The 13,288-nt window shown below is 40.9% G+C and carries 16 protein-coding genes; 10 read left to right on the top strand and 6 right to left on the bottom strand.

What is annotated here, in order from left to right:
• Positions 1–54: 54 nt before the first annotated feature.
• Entirely contained in the window at positions 55–297 is a 243-nt protein-coding gene (locus ACPZ3T_RS23945; RefSeq protein WP_490271941.1) for a CopG family ribbon-helix-helix protein, read from the top strand.
• A complete protein-coding gene (locus ACPZ3T_RS23940; RefSeq protein ID WP_490271940.1) occupies positions 287–565 on the top strand; it encodes a type II toxin-antitoxin system RelE/ParE family toxin in 279 nt (92 codons plus the stop codon). The genes ACPZ3T_RS23945 and ACPZ3T_RS23940 overlap by 11 nt, the downstream gene beginning before the upstream one ends.
• A gap of 8 nt (positions 566–573) precedes the next feature.
• Here the strand turns inward: ACPZ3T_RS23940 and ACPZ3T_RS23935 are convergent, their stop codons facing one another.
• Together ACPZ3T_RS23935 and ACPZ3T_RS23930 are read right to left on the bottom strand one after the other, a co-directional pair.
• Positions 574–846 (bottom strand): LapA family protein, encoded by a 273-nt coding sequence (locus tag ACPZ3T_RS23935; protein WP_490271939.1) that lies wholly within the window; start codon positions 844–846, stop codon positions 574–576.
• Between the two features lie 69 nt (positions 847–915).
• Positions 916–2,340, bottom strand: coding sequence for a phosphoglucomutase/phosphomannomutase family protein (locus ACPZ3T_RS23930; protein ID WP_490271938.1), 1,425 nt, complete (start codon positions 2,338–2,340; stop codon positions 916–918).
• A 107-nt stretch (positions 2,341–2,447) separates the two neighbouring features.
• On the opposite strand from ACPZ3T_RS23930, the gene ACPZ3T_RS23925 reads away from it, so the two are divergent.
• Positions 2,448–3,317, top strand: coding sequence for a PD-(D/E)XK nuclease family protein (locus ACPZ3T_RS23925; RefSeq protein ID WP_490271937.1), 870 nt, complete (start codon positions 2,448–2,450; stop codon positions 3,315–3,317).
• A 67-nt stretch (positions 3,318–3,384) separates the two neighbouring features.
• Here ACPZ3T_RS23925 and ACPZ3T_RS23920 read toward each other — a convergent pair whose 3' ends face one another.
• Genes ACPZ3T_RS23920 through ACPZ3T_RS23910 form a run of 3 tightly spaced genes read right to left on the bottom strand, consistent with a single transcriptional unit; the run spans position 3,385 to position 4,521 of the window.
• Positions 3,385–3,624: a hypothetical protein gene (locus tag ACPZ3T_RS23920; protein WP_490271936.1), complete on the bottom strand. Its 240-nt coding sequence runs from the start codon at positions 3,622–3,624 to the stop codon at positions 3,385–3,387.
• Positions 3,625–3,676: 52 nt separating this feature from the next.
• Entirely contained in the window at positions 3,677–3,829 is a 153-nt protein-coding gene (locus tag ACPZ3T_RS23915) for a hypothetical protein (protein WP_490271935.1), read from the bottom strand.
• A gap of 47 nt (positions 3,830–3,876) precedes the next feature.
• Positions 3,877–4,521, bottom strand: coding sequence for a PAP/fibrillin family protein (locus ACPZ3T_RS23910; RefSeq protein ID WP_490271934.1), 645 nt, complete (start codon positions 4,519–4,521; stop codon positions 3,877–3,879).
• Between the two features lie 289 nt (positions 4,522–4,810).
• Here ACPZ3T_RS23910 and ACPZ3T_RS23905 point away from each other — a divergent pair, with 289 nt between their 5' ends.
• The 7 genes from ACPZ3T_RS23905 (at position 4,811) to ACPZ3T_RS23875 (ending at position 10,998) form a co-directional block, all read left to right on the top strand.
• Positions 4,811–5,467 (top strand): hypothetical protein, encoded by a 657-nt coding sequence (locus tag ACPZ3T_RS23905; RefSeq protein WP_490271933.1) that lies wholly within the window; start codon positions 4,811–4,813, stop codon positions 5,465–5,467.
• Between the two features lie 90 nt (positions 5,468–5,557).
• Positions 5,558–6,883: a four-carbon acid sugar kinase family protein gene (locus ACPZ3T_RS23900; protein WP_490271932.1), complete on the top strand. Its 1,326-nt coding sequence runs from the start codon at positions 5,558–5,560 to the stop codon at positions 6,881–6,883.
• A 212-nt stretch (positions 6,884–7,095) separates the two neighbouring features.
• The gene (gene minC, locus ACPZ3T_RS23895) at positions 7,096–8,169 is read left to right on the top strand and encodes a septum site-determining protein MinC (protein WP_490271931.1); all 1,074 of its coding nucleotides are present in this window, start codon (positions 7,096–7,098) and stop codon (positions 8,167–8,169) included.
• A 46-nt stretch (positions 8,170–8,215) separates the two neighbouring features.
• A complete protein-coding gene (minD, locus tag ACPZ3T_RS23890) occupies positions 8,216–9,022 on the top strand; it encodes a septum site-determining protein MinD (RefSeq protein ID WP_490271930.1) in 807 nt (268 codons plus the stop codon).
• Positions 9,023–9,049: 27 nt separating this feature from the next.
• A complete protein-coding gene (minE, locus tag ACPZ3T_RS23885) occupies positions 9,050–9,349 on the top strand; it encodes a cell division topological specificity factor MinE (protein WP_490271929.1) in 300 nt (99 codons plus the stop codon).
• Positions 9,350–10,004: 655 nt separating this feature from the next.
• Complete coding sequence (locus ACPZ3T_RS23880) at positions 10,005–10,604, top strand: L,D-transpeptidase (RefSeq protein WP_490271928.1); 600 nt, start codon at positions 10,005–10,007, stop codon at positions 10,602–10,604.
• Positions 10,605–10,644: 40 nt separating this feature from the next.
• Positions 10,645–10,998 carry an SH3 domain-containing protein gene (locus tag ACPZ3T_RS23875; RefSeq protein ID WP_490271927.1) on the top strand — a complete coding sequence of 118 codons (354 nt, stop codon included), beginning with the start codon at positions 10,645–10,647 and terminating at the stop codon, positions 10,996–10,998.
• 334 nt (positions 10,999–11,332) lie between these two features.
• On the opposite strand, the gene ACPZ3T_RS23870 is transcribed toward ACPZ3T_RS23875, so the two are convergent.
• Positions 11,333–12,583, bottom strand: coding sequence for a hypothetical protein (locus ACPZ3T_RS23870; RefSeq protein ID WP_490271926.1), 1,251 nt, complete (start codon positions 12,581–12,583; stop codon positions 11,333–11,335).
• Between the last annotated feature and the right edge of the window lie 705 nt (positions 12,584–13,288).

The following is a 13,288-nucleotide window of genomic DNA, read 5'->3' as shown; positions in this document are numbered from 1 at the left end:
AATGCAAAATAGTGCAAAGTAATATTATGGAAAATAATCTAGGCTAAAATAGTTATGAGTAAAGAAAATATTACATTTCGGATAGAGACTGATAAAAAGCTGGCACTAGAAACAATTGCCAAAGGTATAAACCGCGATCGCTCTTATGTACTCAATGAAGCTATAGATGCTTATCTAGAGATGCACCAATGGCAAATAGAAGAAATTCACAAGGGAATTGCTGAAGCTGATGCAGGGGACTTTGCCAGCGATGAGGAAGTAATGGCAACTTTTGCAATGCTTACCAATGCAGATTAAATGGCTACGCCGTGCGCTGCGTAATTTAGAACAGGCACATGATTATATCCTCAAAGACAATCCACAAGCAGCGCGAGAAGTCATATTGAGGATTCAAAGTGCTGCTAACCAATTGGAGAGTTATCCCTTGATGGGACGACTAGGACGTGTGGAAGGAACAAGGGAATTAGTAATTGCTAATACGCCATACATTCTGATTTACCGAGTCCAACTAGAGTCTGTGGAAATTCTTCGCGTTCTCCACACTTCCAAACGCTATCCAGATTGAGGTGAACTTTAAAAATCTTCATCATCAACGAAAAATTCTGCGTCTTCTTCTAAGCGGGAGTTACCAGAATCAGCAAGATTCCAGAGGGGTTGTAGAATCGACACGCCAACCAATCCCACACCAGCACTAAACGCCAGCACTATACCGACTGGGATTTTAATTGATTGGAATGTTAAGAATTTTAAAGATACTGGCTCGAAATTTTGGACGGAAAGAATAGCGATCGCTACTACCCAAATCGCTACAATTAAAGATATCAAAAAATTAGCAAAGCTTTTCATAAAAAATATAACCATAGATAGATGCAGATGTACACTAAATATCTCAGTGTGCATCTGCGGTCTAAAGTTCTATGCTAACTTAGCGATCGCACTTTCCATTTCTTGGGCGAGTTGGCTAAGTTTCTCTGGGGAGTTGGTTTCTAAATAAACGCGTACCAGTGGTTCAGTACCGGAAGGACGCAGTAACACCCAACTTCCTTCTGCTAAATACAGTTTAATCCCGTCCTTGCGTCCGACTTCTTTGACGGCAATTCCAGCTACCTCAGAGGGCGGATTTTTGGTGTAGGAGTCAATGACAGCATTCTTATGGGCTTCTGTTAAGTGTAAGTCCAAACGCTTGTTATAAAGCGGGCCGTCAGCTTCTGCGATCGCTTCTTTGACTAATTGACTTAAGGGTTTACCTTCGTAGGCGATCGCCTCTGCAATTAGCATATCAGCTAAAACGCCGTCTTTTTCGGGAATATGCCCAATTATACTTAAACCGCCTGATTCTTCACCACCAATTAAAACAGCAGTTTCCCGCATTTTTTCACCAATGTATTTAAAACCTACGGCTGTTTCATAAAGTGGTAAGCCGTGTTTAGCTGCAAAGTTATCTAATAGGTGCGTTGTCGCCACTGTGCGGACGATTGCGCCGCTTTTACCTTTGTTTTTGATTAAATGTCTAGCTAACACCAAAAGCACCGTGTTAGGGGTGAGGACGTTGCCTAATTCATCTACAATACCAAAGCGATCGCTATCGCCATCTGTCGCCAAACCCAAATCTGCATGATCTCGGCGCACTGCTTCCACTAATTCTACTAGCTGTTCCCCTTTAGGTTCAGGCATTCCACCGCCAAACAGCACATCGCGCCAAGTGTGGAAACTTTCTAATTGTGTGCCACTTTGTTGCAAGATTTCATCTAAATAGCCACGGGATGTAGAATATAACGCATCATACTTGACTTTTAGCTGCGCGCTCTTAATCCGTTCAACATCCAGCAATGTATAGATAAATTGGAGATAGTCCGGTTTGGGATCGAAAATAGAAATAGAACCTGATGGTTTGCCGCTTGGCAATTCATCCGATGCAGTTTCTATATTTGCCACAATAGTATCAGTAATTTCTGGAGTGGCAGGGCCAGCATAATCAGGGATATATTTAATCCCACAGTATGGTGCTGGATTGTGACTAGCAGTAAACATCAATGCTCCCGCCGAATTTAGGTGACGGGCATTATAAGCGATTACTGGTGTGGGGCAATCCCGATCAGTGATCTTAACATTCCATCCTAAATCAGCCAAGACTTGGGCTGCTGTCTGGGCAAACTGGTCAGCTAAAAAGCGTGTATCGTAAGCAATCAGAACTGGTCTATCTTTTGTATAGGCTGTTTCTAAATAACTTGCGATCGCTCTTGTTACTTTCCGCACATTGGGGAAAGTGAAATCATCGGCGATAATCCCTCGCCATCCATCAGTACCAAATTTTATCTTGCTAGAATTGCTACCACTCATGTTTGCCACTCTCTCCCATATCTTGTGAACTCTATTAGGAAGCTTCCCGCAAAGCGTGCGTAGCTGCAAGCGTCTTCCACCGTATTATTTCTCACTGCGATTGACCAATGTCAACCCCCGAACGACTTTTTGTTAGTTATCACCTCTGGTCTTTAGTTGCCCCAGCGAGAGGGCAAGAACGTTGGCACTGCCAGATGAGACGGGGGTTTATCAAAGCGCGTCAACACGACCCACAGGTTAAAGCACTCTTAGCAAATGCTACACCACCCCAGCGCATTGGGTTACTAGCGCAAAAAGGTGTTTATGAGTTTCATCATAATCGGCATCTGTTAACGCGCTCCGATGGAGTAGAACAAGTTGCTAAACTTTTAAAATTAAGTAATTCGGCTGTACAAGTACAACAACGAGTTTTACAAATTCTGAAAAAATATTATGAAGCACCTCTACTTTTAGGGAAACGGATTTTACAATTAACTCGCGGGGACGAAGGTTTTCCGAAACCAATTGTGATTGAACAAGCTAATTATCGCTTCCGTTTATATGCAGCAATGGACTGTGTTTTTATCGAGTCAGATGCTGAAACTTTGCATATTGTAGATTTTAAAACAGGCAAATCTCACTTTGATAAAAGACAAGCATTAGTTTATTTATTAGCTGCTAGTTATTTATATCCTGGTCGGGAAGCTGTAGCTTCATTTTATAATTTAGAATTGCGGCAAGAATCAGAATTAATTCAACTCAAAAATAATGAGTTGGAATCGTTAAAAGTTGAATTAGTTAAAATAGCCAGAAAACATCAATCAGATATTCAACTATACCAAGAAGCGGCTAAGAGTTTCAGTGAAATATTTCCTCCAAATCCTGGACATCACTGTCGGTTTTGTCCATTCCAATCTATCTGTGATTTTGCTGCTCAAGCATCACAAACTACGGGAGAAATCAAACTAGCTTACGGAAAAACTCTCAAAACTCCCTAGTTCGTAGTAAGGACTTTAGTCCTTTTATCAAAAATCTCAGCACTAAAGTGCTTACTACAAACCTGTTTTACATTTTACCGTGCTGCATTACTTGTTGCAGATGACGACGAATTTCTTTTGCTTGCTCAATTTCTGATTGACGCAATTTTTGGAATAAGTCTACACAAGGCTGAGAGTTCACTGCTTTTGCATCTTCAATGTAAGTTTCGTAAGCTTTCACAGCTTCAGCTTTGTTATGTAACACAGTCAAAAAGTCGTATTCTAAGTTGCTAATAGGTTCTTGGGAATGTCCGTTACCTTGAGTCATAAATTTACCCTCTTGTTAGGCTTTTATTTAATTTCTACTCATTCTTACGGAGTCATTCATCCACCCAAAAGCGTAGAAAAAAGTACAAAGATTGCTGATAATATGGAGCAAAGCTCTCACCGTTAGCGATCGCATTTTCACACATCAGGTAAGTAGAACGACTTGAAAAAACCAAACTATGTAAAGTAATGTAAAAAAATTGCATTTAGTTCGTAGTAAGGACTTTAGTCCTTACTACAAACCTTTAATTATTTACACCGTTCTACTTATATCAGCAGATTTAGTCAGAACAAACAAACTCTCATCGCCACCCCTGCCAATTCTTAAAGATTCGTCTAAATAAGTAATATCGAGAGTCGCAATTCTACCTTGAGGATTATTAGCTCGAACAACCTTAAACGGGTTAAGTACTGGTGTATTTATTCCTAAAATCTTCTCAATTGCTAGATAGCGTTTGTCAAAATCGACATTGATACGTTTATTAGGTAATGATGATACATCATCGGTAGCAGGTTCAAAACTAGCTGTTACTTTTACATATCCCGATAGTAACCCCAGTGAATGTTTGACTAAAGCTAAATTGAAAAATTGTTTACTGCTGACATCAATTACTTGATAGACTTTACCCACCTTTAATCCCAAGGGAAGGGAATCTAAAGCACGGATTTCTCTAGCGGTTGAATATTGTAATTGCCAAGCTCCGTTTAATAAATCAGTGGCGTACAATAAAGGGCTAGGATTGGGATTGCAGTTTTCTAATTCTGTCGTCAATTGTGCAATTTCTGCGGCTATAGTTTGATCTAGCTGTAAATTTGTGACAGGAGAACCATCAGCTTGAGTTTGAATATTCTTCAGCTTGGCTTGTAATTGTTCTTTTAATAAGGGTCTATTATTCATTTGGAAAATAACAGTTTTCACATAGAATTATTTTGAGGTGATAGTTGCACCTAACGCAATCAATTCCTGACTACTGCAATTTAGGTTAGTAGGTTGGGTTGACGAAAGGAAACCCAACACCAAGATATCGGTTAAGTTTTTAATATCGATGTTGGGTTGCGCTGCGCTTAACCTAACCTACATCTAGCTACTGTAATTTAGTCTCAATTGCTCTAGCCCGGCATTAAACCGAACCCCAAACCGCACTAAAATAAATACGCTACTTGCACTTTCCTGGGAGTTTGCAGTTGTGCAGCCGGACTTGATAGGGTTGGAAATTAGTAAGGGGGAACTAAGACGCTTGAGTGGCGTGTCTCCCGATAAAGTTTTACGATCGCCAACGATCGCCACCCCCCAACAACGTTTAAAATTTTGGCAAAATGAAATCCTGGTGTCGCTGATTATCGCGGCTGTGGTTGTGGGCTTGGTGTATGGTTTAATTATTCTGCCCACCATCGGTTCAGCAATTCCCCAGGGTATTGCCCTTTTGATCATAATCTGGCTGGTGGTGATCGTGGCGCGATCGCTTTGGCAACGTTTCAAAATTCCCCAAAGTCTCACCAAGCTATTTGATGCAGTTGACCAATATCATGGCTTGATTGTTGCTGTCGATGTTAATGATCAGTTGGCAGTCTCAGGCGAACTAGATGATAGCCTCAATGATAGAGATAAAGTGATCACAGCCCTACAATTTCTGCGGGAAGATTTAGTCCGCGCTTTCAAAAGCGATCGCCTTTTGCGGGATAATAAAAGACTGCTTGCAGATAATCCAGATTTATCTGTCAATAATTTGACTCATATCCAAGCCTTAAACTCAAGTTCCCAGGCTAGTGAATACTCTCTCCTGTTAAATCAAGTATTGCAGATTGCTTTGGATGTGCAAGCACGAAGAACGAGGAGTAGGTAGGGGGAGACAAGGGAGACAAGGGAGACAAGGGAGAAAAAAATCAATAGCTATTGACTATTGACTATTGACTATTGACTAATTTTTAATTCCATGAATAACAAACCTAAAATAATTGTTTTAGATGATGATCCTACCGGTTCTCAAACAGTCCATAGCTGTTTGCTGTTAATGCGTTGGGATGTGGAAACTTTACGCTTGGGGTTGCGGGATGATGCGCCGATTTTCTTTGTCCTGACTAATACTAGAGCCTTACCCCCAGAGTCAGCCGCATCGGTAACAAAGGAAGTATGTCAGAACTTAAAGGTGGCTATAGCGGCTGAAGGTATCACAGATTTTTTGGTGGTGAGTCGCTCTGATTCTACCTTACGGGGACATTATCCCATTGAAACTGATGCGATCGCTCACGAACTCGGTTCATTTGATGCTCATTTTCTCGTTCCAGCTTTCTTTGAAGGGGGACGCATCACCCGCGATAGTGTACATTACTTGATAATTGATGGTGTACCAACCCCAGTCCATGAAACTGAGTTTGCACGGGATTCGGTTTTCGCTTACCATCACAGCTACTTACCAAAGTATGTGGAGGAAAAAACCCAAGGAAGAATTACCGAGTCTGAGGTAGAAAGGTTTTTACTAAATGATATTCGTAACGGCAGTTTAGAACGCTTATTACAACTTACAGGTAATCAGTGCTGTGTTGTTGATGGTGAAAATCAAGCGGATCTCAATCGCTTTGCTGTCGATATTTTAGCCGCCGCCAGTCAAGGTAAACGGTTTTTATTCCGCAGTGCTGCCAGTATCTTAACAGCTTTAGCAGCTTTGCCACCCCAACCCATCGCCGCCGAGAATATGGCGGAGTATGTGCGTCAAGGTAAACCAGGCGCAGTCATCGTTGGTTCTCATGTCAAGAAAACCACCCAGCAACTAGAAGCTTTATTAAAAGTAGCGGGGACTGTGGGAATTGAAGTGAATGTATCGCGGTTACTAGATGAACAAACAGATACAGCTACCACACTCCTGAGTGAAATTTTAGACAACATACATCAAGTACACAACTCAGGTAAAACCCCAGTAGTGTACACCAGTCGTCAGGAACTCACATTTGCTGATGTCACGACTCGCTTACAATTTGGGATTAAAGTTTCCCGGTTATTGATGGATATTGTTCAAGGACTACCTTCTGATATTGGTTTTCTGATTAGCAAAGGCGGCATCACTTCCAACGATGTATTGAGTACAGGCTTGGAATTAACATCAGCAAGGTTACTTGGTCAAATTTTAGCAGGCTGTTCAATGGTAATTACCCCCAGTGATCATTCCCAGTTCCCCAATTTGCCAGTAGTCCTATTTCCGGGTAATGTGGGAGATGCTGAAGCCTTGGCAAAAATTTACAAAACATTAACTAAAAATACTTAAGTAAAAATGTTGCTGTATTTTGCAACTAGTCTAATATTGGTAATTATACCAAATCTTCCAAAGAAGACTACAGATGCTTACCCTAAAAATTCAGATGACCTCTGAATTTCCCACCGTAAATTACGTAACTTTTCGTATGTATTACGAATTACACCCGTAGAAAATTACGAATTACGAATTACGAATTACGAATTACTTTTGGCTGGAGCCGCATGAGTTCTGATTCTGCTATCCCCAATTTCAAGCCGACTTCTGCACTAACTGATGCAGAATTGACGACTACAAAAGCCGTTAAAGATGCAAATTCTACCGTTTTTCAGGAAGAATCTAACTCGATTATTCCAGATACAGAGCTAGATTCTGTACTTCTCTATCTCAAGTCAAATGCTGACACTGATGATGGCGAACAGAACGCTGTCAGCTTGGATGAGCAGCCAAATTCTACTGCTGGTGATGTAGAAGTTGATGTTGGTACAACAGAAAATGTTGAGTCCGATCTTGAGTTAGTGGATCTTGATGCGGCTGATTTCGTGGAAAATCAAGCCAAAAATGATATTCAAGTCCAGTTCAAGACTGAGGGAGAAAAACTATTAGTAATTTTACCGACAGAATTACAAGTACCTGCTTCAGAATTTGCTTGGTCTGATATTTGGCAACAGTTAAAGTTTCGCTTAATGGCAGGCGATCGCCTCCGTACACCAAATACAGCCGTGCATCTAATTGCACATGATCGTCTGTTAGATACAAGGCAACTGCAACAACTTGCCGAAACTTTTAGTGAGGTGCAACTGCAACTAAAATCAGTCGCCACTAGTCGCCGACAAACTGCGATCGCCGCCGTCACATCCGGTTATTCTGTAGAACAATTACAGCCAGAAACCATCCTGTCTTCAGAACCGAAAGCCGCCCCTACACCCCAAGCCGATGCCCTATACCTGGAAATGACTATCCGCTCTGGTGTAGAAATTCGTCACCCCGGTACAGTAATTTTATTGGGTGACATCAACCCCGGTGGTATGGTAGTGGCAGACGGAGATATCCTCGTCTGGGGTCGTCTCCGAGGCGTGGCTCATGCTGGCGCATCTGGCAATCGTGAGTGTCTGATTATGGCACTGCACATGGAACCCACCCAGCTACGAATCGCTGATGCTGTCGCTAGATCCCCAGAAAAACTACCAGCCCAATTTTTCCCCGAAGTGGCACACATTACCACTAGAGGGATTCGCATCGTCAAAGCTACTGATTTTTCTAGAAACCTCTTAACTAGGATTAATCAAGCACCATAAATACATTTAATATAATTCTTTAACCCTCATCCAGCGCACTTGTATCATGACTCGTATTATTGTCATTACCTCCGGTAAAGGAGGTGTGGGTAAAACTACTGTTTCAGCAAATCTGGGCATGGCTATAGCCAAAATGGGTCGGCAAGTTGCCCTAGTAGATGCGGATTTCGGTCTGCGGAATTTGGATTTGCTCTTAGGTCTAGAAAACCGGATCGTCTATACAGCCGTGGAAGTTCTCTCTAGAGAATGCCGACTAGAACAAGCATTAGTTAAAGATAAGCGTCAACCCAACTTGGTACTTTTACCAGCCGCCCAAAATCGTACCAAAGATGCTGTCACCCCAGAGCAGATGAAGTTATTGGTGAATGCACTTTCACAAAAGTATCAATATGTAATTATTGATAGCCCGGCTGGGATTGAAAATGGCTTTAAAAATGCGATCGCCCCAGCTAAAGAAGCTCTGATTGTCACCACTCCCGAAATCTCCGCCGTGCGCGATGCTGACAGGGTAGTTGGGTTATTAGAAGCCCAAGGTATTAAACGCGTTCACCTGATTATCAACCGCATCAGACCCGCAATGGTACGGGCTAATGACATGATGTCTGTGCAAGATGTCCAAGAATTACTAGCAATACCTTTAATTGGCGTACTCCCTGATGATGAGCGTGTAATTGTCTCCACCAACCGTGGTGAACCTTTAGTATTAGGGGACACTCCCTCCCTCGCGGCTGTAGCTTTTGAAAACATTGCTCGGAGACTCGAAGGAGAAACAGTCGAATTTCTCGACCTTGATTCACCCCACGAAAATATATTTACCCGCCTGCGAAAGCTGTTACGCACTAAAATCGTTTAACTTGCAGTCTCGGCACACCCAGAAGTAATGATCCTCGAATTGATAGATAAACTGTTTTCACGTAGCCCTGATACCAGTCGCTCTCAAGTCAAACGCCGTTTGCAATTGGTAATCGCTCACGATCGCGCCGACTTAGATCCCCAAACTCTAGAAAAAATGCGTAAGGAAATTTTAGAAGTAGTCTGTCGCTATGTGGAACTAGATACAGATGCTCTAGAATTTGCCCTCGAAAGTAATCAACGCACCACAGCTTTGATTGCTAATTTACCCATCCGTCGTATCAAAGAAACTATACCGGAATTGGAAAGGAGTGAAACATCACCCTAAATTTCTATGCAGAGTGTATATTAACAAGTATCACATTTAACAGTGTTCAGTTAATTGATAAATGTTGTAATAACACTCTGTGACTACTTACAGTAATTTTTTCATCAAAAATACCCACTTAGAGGTACAAAACCTTGCATTCCTACTGATCTAAATTGAATCATGTAGATTTTATTAAATATAAAATCCCTTAATATACTGAAATATTACTTATATTTGTACTGATTTATATATAATAATCAATTTTAATTATTTCCATCTGAATATAAATTTAAAACAACTCTTGTCACACAAGGGTTTCAACACTTCAACACAATTATTGCTTTCCCTAAAAACACAAAATCACAATATTTTTCAGAATTAAATTGCTCAAATTTTATTTAGCAACCTCGATTACTATACGAAGATTTCCTAATATATACATTTCTTAAGTAATTTTATTGATTTTCAATAAAATACGAAATCGTTCGGATGTTAATGATGAAAATCAACGAATAAATTTGAGAAATAGAGGAATAAAGACTACATACTACTCCAAATCATGTTGATGTCTCTGCTTTATGCAACAGTCATAAACTGTTCAGTAAATGCGGAAGTTATCTCATTGCCAGAATTGACTACACAACAGTCAAAACTTCAGCAAGAGAGAAAACTAATGCAAACAAAATATGCAGTTTCCCAAGACAAATCTATGTCTTTAGAAACTGCTGAAATAGAAGTAGAGAACACTTCTAAACAACCACAAAAGTTAGGTAATAAACAGGTAAGAAGACATAGAAAAAAAGCCCAACCTGTAACTGTGAAAGCATTTAACCGCAGCAATTTAGGCAGTTATATGACTCTAGTTCCAACAGGGCAGACGAATGTTCTCAACAACCCATTGTATGAACTTCGTCTCTATGCAAATGGACAACTTGTTAATAGATTTATCACCGTTTCGGGACGAACCCATACACAAAATAGAAACCGTCACCAAAGCGGAACTGACGCGCCGTTACCGAATGGAAGATACAAAGTTTCCAAAACTGTCGTTCCTGGGACGATTGCCGAAGCAGGCGATCGCTTTCTCCCAATTCAACCTTTATTTAGGACAGGAAGGACATTTCTAGGATTTCATGTCGATCCTTCTTTTGGAAAAAATAACGGTGAAGATGGGACATCAGGGTGCATTGGATTAGTAAGTAGAGGGGATTTAGATCGGTTGATAAGTTTCGTTCGCACCTATCAACCCCAATTTCTCGATGTCCAGATTTAAGTATTTCAAACTTTTTCACTTTATCTCGGAAGTACATACCATGTCTAAAATTTTTCTCTCACTCATCCTTGGCACAGCAATCGCAACTTCTGCATTACCCGCAACTGCTGCTCCAACCAATTTCAATGGTAATAATTCTGATGCCTATAGCTCTCCTCAAGCCAGCAAAAATCTCTTGCTGAGTAGCACTGTTCGGATTTGTACCAGAGATAGAAGTGGCCTGTTAAATATGCGTAGTGGCCCAAGTACTCGCTATAGAGTAGTTTATCGAGTTCCAAATGGAGCTATTGTGAGCGTAGTCAACTCTACAGATTCTCCTCACGGCGGTTATTATTGGTATCAAGTTTCCTTCCGCAACCAATTAGGTTGGGTACGTGGAGATTTTGTTTGTTAATTTCGGCAGTTATGTAGTTATGTAGTCACGCACTATCCATCGGTGACACCTGCGTAATACCAATTCATGAAAAGAATGAAACAGATGCGTAGGTTGGGTTGTAGCTTGCTTCCCCGTAGGGGTACGAAGTGAAACCCAACAATCACAAGACTTTGAGGTGTTGGGTTTCGTTCCTCAACCCAACCTACATTTGCATCATATTTTTTGTGAAATGGTATAAGTCCTGAAAAATCAAAAAGCGGTCACTACAGTTAGTAACCGCTTTTTCCTGTTTGTAATAGACTACTGATGTGGCAAGGCTGAAATAATTCCTTCTTGCCATCATCACTATCAGCTAACGCGAAGCTACCTGTGGCCCAACCCAAATTTCTGTCAGCTTGTCACCGTAAGTTATCGGCTGATCGCTCTCTGTAATAGATCCGGTTTTACCATCAACAGCTACTTTCACTACAGGCCAGTCTTCTTCCCCCATTTCCCCAGCACGAAATAGAACATGATCAGGCTCATTTTTACTCCAGCCTAACAAGACAGCAATTTTTTCCTCATCTTGTTCATTTTGTGCCGGAGCAACTGTGTTAGTTTGGTTTTTCTGCCGATCCCAAATTACCGCCCGATCTGTAGAATCACCTGTATTGAATACTCCTTCAAACCTACGTGCTAAAAAGCGATCGCTTTTTTCTGACCAACTAACAGGCACTAATACCCCTATTTTCCCATCTGTGCTAGTTTGCTGTGCTAATGTTGCCTTGGTTTTGATTAACGGATCATGTAAAGTGCTTGTAGAAGCCATCACCCGCAATTTCTTGGTTTCTCTATCTTCTACAAATAAAACACTAGTAACTTTAGAGTTGTACATTTCGGGTTTAACCTCGATTTGTACTCTGCTATAAACTGCAAATTTGCCGTCAGGAGAAACCACAGGTACACTCCGGTAATACCTTACTCCCGTCATCCCTTGAGAGCCAATCGCTTCCTGAGTACTCACAATCCATTTCCAAGGAATCGGATGAGGACTACCTATAGGATCAGTTGGTAGTTCTGAAGTCTGTTCAGGTTGGGGCTGCGTCACAGGCGGATCTTGCGCGACATCTGGTTGAGAGTCTTGTAGTGTCGGTAGAGGTTGAACTGCTGCCAATAAGTTATTATCAGCCGAAGTAGGAATTTTTTTTGTGGCTTTCGCACTTACTGATGGTGCAAATTCCACAGATGCCAAAGGATCAACAACCGCACTATCAATACCAGAAGGAGAATATTCTGTTGCTAATAAAGACTCAGAAATATTTTCTGCTGGTAATATTTGCGGCGCAATTGCCTGTGGGATAACTTCTATTTTGCTATTTGTAGAATTAATTGGCTCTACTGTTAATACTTCAGCTAATTCTGCTTCACTAACAGTAACTTTGTCCTGGGATACAGTGTTAGATTCTCCAGGTTTAGCCGTAACTTTTGCTACTGTTTTCGATGGCTTTGCTGAACTAGAGTGAGCTGAAGCCGCAACCAAAGGAGCAATTAGTATAAGAACAACAAAATAATTAAGAAATGGTTGTACGCGAAACCATCCTGACAGCAAAAGGGGTTTAAGCATGGGTGGACTCTCCAGAGGGGCGGTTGCTGTGTGAGGAGCAATATTGATCTCGATCAAAAAGCAGGTCTTGATATCAGGTATAACAACAAACTTCAGGATTTAACGACCATCAAGACACAATTTTTGTAAATTTCCAGATGTTTACTTATATAAAATTTCATAATTCATGCTTTGCTATTGAAACCAAGGGATTTTACTGAAAATTTGCCAACAAAAAATATAAGCAGATTAACTAGTAACTACTCCTAAAATGATTTTTTGTGCGGCAGTCAAGTCTAAAGATAGGCAAAATTGGATTCTGCCCAAAAGTGAATAAAAATATATGTTGGACTACAAACTTGAATAGTCCAAAGGTAGATCATCTATAAACCAAACTGTTAGGGTTAGCGTCACAACAGAATTAGTCCAAACTGGCTATCCTGTTTATATTCGCTACAACAGTGCAGACCCCGATAACGGTTTGAGTGAAGCGTTACTTTAAAATGAGGGAAAGCTGACGCACAACATATAATACTCGAAAAACAAGATTACCATCTACCCTAGGGCAGAAATTATTGTTGGAGCTTTCACAATAGCGATAGTGCTATGCTTTATGGCAAAGTAACTACACTTTTCGCCGGATAAACAGGTCTAATATTTCCTCAGAACTATTTGGTAGAAGTAGCCAAATTGTAAAACTGATTAGCTACAGATGCAGTTAACATC

The organism is Aliinostoc maniaoense (assembly GCF_058172895.1).
The sequence above is the reverse complement of the archived record's forward strand: the minus strand, read 5'-3'. Positions and strand labels throughout refer to the sequence as shown.